The sequence below is a fragment of the Methylacidimicrobium cyclopophantes genome (assembly GCF_902143385.2).
Lineage (GTDB): Bacteria > Verrucomicrobiota > Verrucomicrobiia > Methylacidiphilales > Methylacidiphilaceae > Methylacidimicrobium > Methylacidimicrobium cyclopophantes.
The window spans coordinates 1-9058 of the sequence record NZ_CABFUZ020000171.1 but is presented as its reverse complement, the minus strand read 5'-3'; the positions used below and the strand labels follow the sequence as shown (position 1 = coordinate 9058).

Sequence of the window (9058 nt, the reverse complement as noted above, 5' to 3'; positions counted from 1 at the left end):
GGCGGGCGCCGCCCTCGGCTCCCTTTTCATTCAAGCGATCCCAGCGATCTACGCCAAGCGAGCCTTCGCGGTTTTTCTCCTCTACGCGGCCTATCGACTCTGGCGCTGAAGCGCGAAAACAAAGAGACCGGGGAGCGGCCGTCGCGTCCGCTCTACCGGTACCAGGCGCGCCATTCGACATGGAGCCGGGCGGCGGTAGTCACACGAACGCCCCCATTATGAATGTTCCACCAGACTTCTGTTCCCTGGGTCCGATAGCCCGGAGGGGAGATCCGGAAGAAACGGTGGAAGAAGTCTTCGTAGGTATAGGCCGGGGTTGCGGAACTCCGGCCGAAGGCGGGGAATGTCCGGTATCTCGCATACATCGGGCCGAGATCGACGACCACCTGCAGATCTTCGAGTGGCGGGCGAAATCCGGTAAAGCCCCAGGTATCCTCGAAAACGTCGATTCTCGCCTCGGGATTCGCTGGAAGAACCCGTTCTACGTATTCGTAAACGATTTGCAGCGTTTCGCCGGAGGCGGCGAAAACGGTGAAATAGTCGTCCTGCCCGAGTTTCCGGCAGCGGAGGGGCTGATCGTTGCGCCAAACGCGGAAGCGCTCGGTCGGAAAGCGCGGAACTTCCGTATGGCTCATGGTGAAGGACTGATCCGGACCCCAGTTGTACAACCGAAGGGAGACGAGGCATCGCACCGCGGGCTGCCACGAACTGCGCGCGGGCCGAGATTCCCGGAGAAACACGGTGTAATGCTGCTGCGCCCCAACCAGCTGAACCCACCGGCCTTCCGCAGCGGCTCTCTTGCCCGTCCACCCAAGGGAGCACAAGAGAACCAAGCCAAGGGGGGCCGACCGAGGAAGCAAACCGACGAAGGAAGTCGTCCTCGCCCCGAAAGAGCCGCGAGCCGTCATATCCTACCGGTACCAAGCCTGCCACTCGACCCGCAGCTTCGGGAAGGAATGCATCCGCTCCTCGCCAACATCCTGAAAGCGCCACCAAATTTCGGTGCCGCGGCTCTGATAACCGAGCGGGGCGACTCGGAAGATCCGGTTAAAGAAGGTCTGATACGGAAGGGCCGGGGTGGAAGGACTTTCCCCGAAACCAGGGGAAGCTTGATACTGCGTATACATCTGACCGAGATCGACTACGATCCACCAATCTTCGAGCGGCGGCCGGTATCCGAGGAACCCCCATGTATCCTCGAAAACATCGACCTTCCTCGCTGGATCGTGGCTCAACACCTCCTCGACATACTCATAGGTAACGCGCACGCTTTCTCCCGCGCCGAAGTAGACGCCGTAGAAGTCCTGCGCTCCTACGCCGGGAAAGACCCTTCTTTGGAACGGAATGGGTACTTGATTGCGCCAAACCCGGAATTGGATGTTCGGGTAGGAAGGACGTTCCCCATGGCCCATAGGCACTCGCTGGGCGGATCCCCAATTTCGGAACTGGAGATAGACCAAACATCGCACGTACGGTCGCAAGGGCCCTTGCCCGGAACGCGACTTCGCCAGGAAGAGAGTGTAGTACTGCCGAGCCCAGACGAGCTGGATCGGCAAGTCGAGATCCCGAGCGGCCGAGATCTGCGGAAGGCCGCCGATCCAAAGCGCGACGAGCGCGGAGAGCATACAAGCCCGACAGGGGGCTCGCGACAACGGTCGAAAATCCGTGGCGGGCGGCATAGCGTCTCCGTCAGAGAGCGTAGCAGCCCAAATCCTCGATCCCAATCATCACCTCGGGGAAAACAGTGGTTTGCCAATCGGAAAGGAAGGCGGGGATACGATTGCTCCGCTTCCAACCAGCCGGTGCCGGCATTTCGGTTCCCCCGAAGCAACTCGGGATCGACAGAAAAAGGATGTCGTTTCTATGGTTCAGAAATGGCTCCAAGCGACAGGAACCCGTCCGCTCCGGCCGACTCGGTCCTCGAAACCTTAGCCGATTATTTCGCAAAGTCCGTCGACGAACCCACCGCGCGGGATGCAGCCCGGCTCTGCCTCTTCGACGCCTTGGGATGCGGCATACGCGCTTTGCGGGAGCCGGAGTGCTGGAAGCTGCTCGGTTCGGGGATCCCCGGGCTTTCGTACTACGTCCCAAAAGGAGTCCCGGTTCCTGGACTGAAGATCGTACTCGACCCACTCGCGGCCGCCCGAAGCATCGGAACGGCCATCCGTTGGCTCGATTATAACGACACCTGGCTCGCTGCCGAATGGGGGCATCCTTCGGATAACCTCGGAGCGATCTTGTCGGCGGCCTACCATGCTTCGCAACTTCGCCTCGGCCAGGGCAAGCCTCCCCTAACAATGCGATCGGTCCTGGAAGCTATGGTTCAGGCCTACGAAACGCAAGGGGTTCTCTCGCTGGAAAATTGCTTCAATCGGGTCGGACTCGACCACACCTTGCTCGTGCGCGTTGCCTCGACGGCCGCAAGTTGTCGCCTCCTCGGTTGTGCGAGGGAAGAGACGATCAACGCCCTCTCCAACGCCTGGGCCGACGGCGGTTCCCTGCGAGTCTATCGACACGAGCCCAACGTCGGCTGGCGCAAATCCTGGGCTGCCGGCGATGCAACGAGCCGAGGGCTCTTCCTCGCCTTCCTCTCGCAACTGGGGGAGGGGGGCTATCCGACTGTCCTTTCCGCCCCGCACTGGGGCTTCTGCTCCGTCTTCCTGAGCGGCGAGCCGATTCGGATTCCCCAGAATCTCGGCAGCTTCGTCATCCGCAATATCCTCTTCAAGGTCTCCTATCCGACCGAATTTCACGCGCAGACCGCCGTCGAGGCCGCCTACCAGCTGGCTGCCGTGGTACGAAATCGATGGGAGGCGATCTCCCGGATCGAGATCACGACGCACGAGGCGGCTCTCCGCATCATCTCGAAGAGCGGTCCGCTCCGTAATCCAGCAGACCGGGACCATTGTATTCAATACGCCGTTGCGGTCGCACTCCTACGCGGAACGCTCCAAGCGGAGGATTTCGAAGAGGCGACCGCTTCCGATCCGCGCATCGACGTATTGCGGGAAAAGATGATCGTCCAGGAAGAGAAACGATTCAGCAAGGAATATCTGGACCCGAACAAGCGGTCGATCGCCAACTCAGTCCAGATCTTCTTTGCCGATGGAACCGCCTCGGAAAAAGTGACCGTCGAGTACCCGCTGGGGCACCCCAAACGGCGCAGGGAGGCGCTCCCGCTACTGGAGGAAAAGCTCAAAACTAATCTCGCCACGCGCTTTCCGGCTCGAAAGGTCGAGCAGCTCTTCGAGCTGTCGCAAGACCTGGAACGAGTGGAGGCGATGTCGGTCCCGGAATTCCTGGAGGTTTGGAGAGCGTAGCAACTCCTCGTCCCGGGCTTCCCCGCAATACCGTCTTCCGAGGATCCGGGCGCCCTACCCAAGAGAGAGAATCGGCGAAAGATGCGGCTATCCGCTCCATGGCAGGGCAGAGGGACGATTGCCTTTGCCTCTCCGGGCCCGTAAAAAGAAGAGAGAGAATCAAACGGATCGCCAGAAGCCTATGGACAACTTTCCCGCCGCCTCGTTCGCCCAGCGCATCGGAGGCACTCGAATCGGTAGAGAGACCGAAATCTATAAGTTCGAAAAGATCAAGCGCGCCAAACGAGCGGCCCGCGAACAGCATCCGGAGATCGAATTGCTCGATCTCGGGGTCGGAGAGCCCGACGAGATGGCCCCGATCGAGATCGTCGAACGGTTGGCCGAAGAAGCGCGGAAGCCTGAGAATCGAGGCTACGCCGACAACGGCGGTCCTCGGCTCAAGGAAGCGGCAGCCCGGTATCTCGCACGCGTTTGCGGAGTTTCCGCCGATCCCGAGACGGAGATCTGCCATTCCATCGGCTCCAAGGCGGCTCTCTCGATCCTGCCCGCCTGCTTCGTCGACCCGGGTGATGTGGTCCTGATGACGGTTCCGGGTTATCCGGTCTTCGGAACACATGCGCAATACTACGGAGGGCAGGTCTTTTCTCTCCCTCTGCTGGAAAAGAACTCCTTTTTGCCCGATCTGGAATCGGTGCCCACCGATGTGCTTCGACGGACCAAGGTGCTCGTGCTCAACTATCCGAACAATCCCACCGGAGCCACCGCAACACGCTCATTCTTCGAGGAGGTCGTCGCATTTGCCCATCGCCACCGAATCGTCGTCATTCACGACTTTGCTTACGCAGGCTTGGTCTTCCGAGGGTCGCCCTTGAGCTTCCTTTCGGTGCCGGGGGCCAAGGAGGTCGGCCTCGAGCTTCATTCGGCCAGCAAGAACTTCAACATGACCGGATGGCGCTGCGGCTTTGTCGTCGGCGACTCGCGGCTCGTTCGGGCTTATGCCGCCGTCAAGGATCATACCGACTCGGGCCAATTTCTGGCCATTCAGCACGCCTTTGCCTACGGCTTGGATCATCCGGAAATCACACAGCGGATCGCTGAAAAGTATTCCCGGCGCATGGACCTTCTGGTTGGGGCCCTGAGCCGACTAGGCTGCCCGGCGCGCAAACCGGACGCTTCGTTCTTCCTCTATACGCCCGCACCCCGCTCCGCGACCACGGCGCAAGGGGAGATTTTCTTTCCGACCGCGGAGAAGGCGGCGGAATGGCTCATCACCGAGCGGCAGATTTCGACCGTTCCGTGGGACGATGCCGGCGCCTACCTGAGGTGGAGCGTGACCTTCTCCGCGCAAGGGGAAGAAGAGGAGCGTCGGGTCGTCGCCGAACTGGAAAAGCGGTTGGCCGCCACCCGCTTGCGATGGAAGTAACTCCTCCCTTCTCCGGTTCAGAAAGAAACGGAGGTTGTACTCCCCGGTCGCCCGACTTGTCCCTTGCAGAGGAGGCGGCGGAGTTCTTTTCTCCTCGGGGGCCTCTCTCCTCCGCCCGTCACTTCGAATTCCGGCCCCAGCAGCAGCGCATGGCAAGGGCGGTGGCCGAGGCTTTGGAGGAGAAGGGCGTTCTCGCAGTCGAAGCGGGCACGGGGACCGGTAAGAGCCTTGCTTACCTCTTCCCGGCCCTCCGCTGCGCGCGCAAGCTGGGGCGGCGCGGAATGATCTCCACGCACACGCTCAATTTGCAAGCGCAACTCTTCGGCCGAGATCTGCCTTTTCTTCTTCGCACCCTGTCGGATTCGTTCACGGTGGTGCTCCTCAAAGGAAGGAGGAACTATTTTTGTCCCCGCCGGATCGATCAAGCGCTCCGTTACGGCAGGGATCTTTTCGCGCCTCGGGAAAGCGAGGAAATCGCCCGAATCGCCCAGTGGTCCTTTGCAACAAAAACCGGCTCTTGGGAAGAGCTCGAGCCCCCTCCCGAGCCCGGCCTTTGGAGCCGCCTCTGCTCCGAACCGCAGCTCTGCACCGCAAGAACCTGTCAGGACAATCCGCGTTGCTTCTATCAGCGACTCCGAGAACAAAGTGCCGAGGCCGACCTCACGATCGTCAACCATGCACTCTTCTTCTCTCTGCTTGCCGGAGGTCTCGGTTCCGACCCGAGCGAAGATCTCTCCTTCGCCAAGGATTTCGTCATCTTCGACGAAGCTCATCAGGTCGAAACGGTCGCCGCCCGGCATCTCGGCCTCTCTCTCTCCGAGAAGGAGACGAAATCTTTCTTGCACAGGCTCTACCATCCTCGAACCGGCCGAGGACTCCTCCCGCTAGTACGAGCAAGGGATTCGATCCAAAAGACTCGGGAGGTCCTTGCCACTCTCTCTGCCCTCTTCGACAGCCTGCGCGCCTCCATCAGCGGGTCGAAAGGGCGGGAGGTCCGCATCCTTCGGCCGGATTGCGTGCCGAATATCCTGGACGTCCCGTTGGCAGAGTTGGCGGAATCCATTCAGGAGGCGGCCTCGAAAGCCACCGATCGAGATCTCAAGCGCGAAATCGAGGACCATGCCCGGAAGACGATCGGCTTGCGGGCTTCCTTTTCCGCCTTCCTGAGCCATTCCCTATCCGATCATGTCTACTGGATTGAGACTCCGGAGCACGGTCCCCCGGATGGCATGCGGCTGGAGGCCGTGCCGCTCTCTGTCGCATCCCTGCTGGAACGACTGCTCTACCAGGGTGAACGCACCCTCGTCTTCACCAGTGCCACGCTGACGATCGGCGGAAAGTTCCACTACTTCCAAAAGAAACTCGGCCTCCAGGAGCCGAGAACTCTCCTCCTCGACTCTTCCTTCGATTACGCACGCCAGATGAAGATTTGTGTCCCCCGCCGAATCCCCGATCCGTCGGAAGGCGCTGCCTATGAAGTGGCATTGGCGGCGTGGATCCGATATTTCACCGCCCGAAACTGCGGCTCCGCTTTCGTCCTCTTTACCAACCGGAGAACGCTGCTGGGTCTGGCTTCTCAGCTCGCACCCTTCTTCGAAGAAAAAGGATTCCCACTCCTCGTCCAAGACGGGACGGCCGACCGTCATCGGCTCCTGGAACGCTTCCGAACCTCTCCGGGCGCGGTTCTCTTCGGGGCGGACAGCTTCTGGCAAGGCGTGGACGTCCCGGGAGAAGCGCTTTCCTGCGTGATCCTTACTCGGCTCCCTTTCGGAACGCCGGATCACCCGCTCGCGCAGGCGAGAGCGGAACGGTTGCAGGCGGCGGGAAGCGATCCGTTCCTTTCCTATTTTCTCCCAGAGGCTCTCCTCAAGTTTCGCCAAGGGATCGGCCGGCTGATTCGGAGCCGAGAGGATCGCGGCACGGTAGCCATTTTGGATTCCCGGATCCTGACCAAGGGGTACGGCCGCTCTTTCTTCGGCGTCCTTCCCGACTGCCCCGTCGAGATCCTCGACCAGGACCCCCCGATCGCCTAACCTCAGAGTGCTGCCTCTGTTTCTTCCATGCCGCAACTGACGCTGAAACCTCCTTATCCGCCACGCATAGTCTTCGAGAACGACGACTTCCTCGTCGTCGACAAGCCTCCCTTTCTTCTCTCCCATCCGACCCGGCGAAACGACCGCCCCAGCGTGCTCAGTTGGCTCACCCAAGAGAGGAACGGAGCCTCGTTCTTCCTGGCCAATCGACTCGATCGAGAAACCAGCGGGCTGGTGCTAGTCGGCAAGGATGCGGCAGCCGCTTCCGCGCTCGGCCGACTCATGGAAAAGAGGCTCATCGAAAAGGAGTATCTTGCCATCGTCTGGGGGAGGTTGGCCTGCGATTTCCTGCGGATCGACGCTCCGTTAGGCTATATAGGAATTTCCGAGGGGAATCCGGTCGCGATCCGGCAAGGAATCCGTGCCGAAGGGGCACCGGCGATCACGGTCTTACGCTCCCTTTGTTCCGGAGAAGAAGTGAGCCTCCTGCGCGCCTTCCCGAAAACCGGCCGCCTCCATCAGATTCGAGTCCATCTTTCCGCCATTCGCCACCCGGTCGTCGGCGACAAGATCTATGGGCCGGACCCGAATTGTTTCCTGCAATTTGCCGCTCATGGCTGGACTCCGGAGCTCGCCGAACGTCTCTGTCTCAATCGCCATGCGCTCCATGCCTCGCGTCTTTCCTTTCGGTGGCAAGGGAAAGAGGTGGCCGTCGCCGCCCCTCTTCCTCCCGATCTGACCGGATTTCTCCGAGAGCGCGGAATCGCCCACCATCCGGCCTGATCCTGCGAAGCGGAAGCCCGCTTCAGTCGGCGCCAAAGAACCGTTTAGCCCGTTGCAGAAATCCTTCCTGCTGCGGATGGGTATCGGGATTGCAGCTGGCCGCAAAGGCTTCGAGCTTCTGCCTCTGCTCCGCGTTGAGACGCGTGGGAACCTCGATTGTGACTCGGACCAGCAGATCGCCGATTCCTCGCCCGTGGACATCGGCCACCCCGCGCCCGCGAAGGCGGAAGACCTGCCCGCTCTGCGTTCCGGCGGGGATCTTCAGGGTGGCTTTTCCAACGAGGCAGGGAACGGTTACCTCTCCGCCCAGGGCAGCCTGAACGAAGCTGATCGGCATGTCGCAATAGAGATCGTTGCCCTGCCTTTCGAACACCTCATGCCGCCGAACGTGGACAACCACGTAAAGATCGCCCGAGGGTCCGCCTGAGGCGCCGCTCTCACCATAACCCGCCAGACGCAGCCGATATCCGTCATCGATGCCGGCAGGAATCTGGATATTCATCTCCGCCGTCTGTTTGACCCTACCCTCTCCCCGACATGTGGGGCAAGGCCGCTCGATCACGGATCCCGTACCGTGACAGCGCGGACAGGTCTGCGCGACGGTCAAAAAGCCTCGGGTGACCCGGACTTGGCCCTGACCGTGGCAGGTAGGACAGCCCTTCCGAGCCGACCCCGAGGCTACCCCGGTGCCTCCGCAAACCGCACAGCTCTCCAACTTGGGAAAGGCGATATGTTTCTCGCAGCCAAGGGCGGCCTCCTCGAAATCGATCTCCAAGTCGCACCGGAGATCGGCTCCCCTCTCCTGCCGGGACCGCTTGCTTCCCCCGACACCAAAGGCCTCTTCGAAAAGGCTGCCGAAAAGACCCTCCCCGAAAAGACCGGACCCTCCGAAAACCTCCCGAAAGATTTCGAAGGGGTCGTGAAAGCCCGGGCCCGTAGCACCCCCCTGCGCTTCGAATGCCGCGTGGCCGAAACGATCGTAGGCCGCCCGCTTTTCGGGATCGCTCAAGATCTCGTAGGCTTTGCTCAGCTCCTTGAACTTCTCCTCTGCAGCGCTATCTCCCGCATTGCGATCGGGGTGATATTTCAAGGCCAGCTTTCGATAGGCCTTCTTGATCTCCTCGGCGCTGGCTCCTTTTGCCACACCGAGAATTTCGTAGTAATCGCGCTGAGAGATCATTGTTCCCGCGAACGGGCTTCGCCCTCTTCGTCCCGAACCTTGCTGTCCTTGGTCGGCTTCCTGCCAACATAGACCAAAGCCGGCCGAAGGAGGCGGCCCTTGTAAAGATAACCGCTTCTCTGCTGTGCCGCGACGACTCCCTCCTCGACCTCCTCGGTTTCCACGGAGCCGACCGCCTCGTGCCGATGGGGATCGAAGGGCTTGCCGACGGCGTCGATGGCCTCCACCCCTTCTTCCCGCAGCAGGGTTTGCAGCTGCGACAAGATCATCTTCATGCCCTGGGCGATGGATTTTGCGTCGGCGGCCTTCTGCGCCGACT

The 9058-nt window shown here is 61.0% G+C and carries 8 protein-coding genes; 4 read left to right on the top strand and 4 right to left on the bottom strand.

Translation table 11 applies throughout. The annotated features are described in order from the left end of the window. Nucleotides 1-152 precede the first annotated feature (152 nt). Together FN369_RS11195 and FN369_RS07830 are read right to left on the bottom strand one after the other, a co-directional pair. On the bottom strand, nucleotides 153-908 hold the full coding sequence (locus FN369_RS11195; RefSeq protein ID WP_142525617.1) for a hypothetical protein: 756 nt from the start codon (nucleotides 906-908) through the stop codon (nucleotides 153-155). Between the two features lie 3 nt (nucleotides 909-911). Beyond that, the gene (locus tag FN369_RS07830; protein ID WP_142525616.1) at nucleotides 912-1625 is read right to left on the bottom strand and encodes a hypothetical protein; all 714 of its coding nucleotides are present in this window, start codon (nucleotides 1623-1625) and stop codon (nucleotides 912-914) included. Nucleotides 1626-1874: 249 nt separating this feature from the next. Between FN369_RS07830 and FN369_RS07825 the strand changes: the two genes are divergently transcribed. The 4 genes from FN369_RS07825 (at nucleotide 1875) to FN369_RS07810 (ending at nucleotide 7559) form a co-directional block, all read left to right on the top strand. Further along, nucleotides 1875-3320, top strand: coding sequence for a bifunctional 2-methylcitrate dehydratase/aconitate hydratase (locus FN369_RS07825; RefSeq protein ID WP_142525615.1), 1446 nt, complete (start codon nucleotides 1875-1877; stop codon nucleotides 3318-3320). Between the two features lie 181 nt (nucleotides 3321-3501). Continuing rightward, nucleotides 3502-4743 (top strand): LL-diaminopimelate aminotransferase, encoded by a 1242-nt coding sequence (locus tag FN369_RS07820; protein ID WP_142525614.1) that lies wholly within the window; start codon nucleotides 3502-3504, stop codon nucleotides 4741-4743. A 149-nt stretch (nucleotides 4744-4892) separates the two neighbouring features. Then, nucleotides 4893-6776: an ATP-dependent DNA helicase gene (locus FN369_RS07815; RefSeq protein WP_178087748.1), complete on the top strand. Its 1884-nt coding sequence runs from the start codon at nucleotides 4893-4895 to the stop codon at nucleotides 6774-6776. 27 nt (nucleotides 6777-6803) lie between these two features. Continuing rightward, nucleotides 6804-7559 (top strand): RluA family pseudouridine synthase, encoded by a 756-nt coding sequence (locus tag FN369_RS07810; protein ID WP_142525612.1) that lies wholly within the window; start codon nucleotides 6804-6806, stop codon nucleotides 7557-7559. A 22-nt stretch (nucleotides 7560-7581) separates the two neighbouring features. Here the strand turns inward: FN369_RS07810 and dnaJ are convergent, their stop codons facing one another. Beyond that, a complete protein-coding gene (gene dnaJ, locus FN369_RS07805; protein WP_142525611.1) occupies nucleotides 7582-8739 on the bottom strand; it encodes a molecular chaperone DnaJ in 1158 nt (385 codons plus the stop codon). After that, on the bottom strand, nucleotides 8736-9058 hold a 323-nt coding region (locus FN369_RS07800), incomplete at its 5' end, for a nucleotide exchange factor GrpE (RefSeq protein WP_142525610.1). The genes dnaJ and FN369_RS07800, both read right to left, overlap by 4 nt.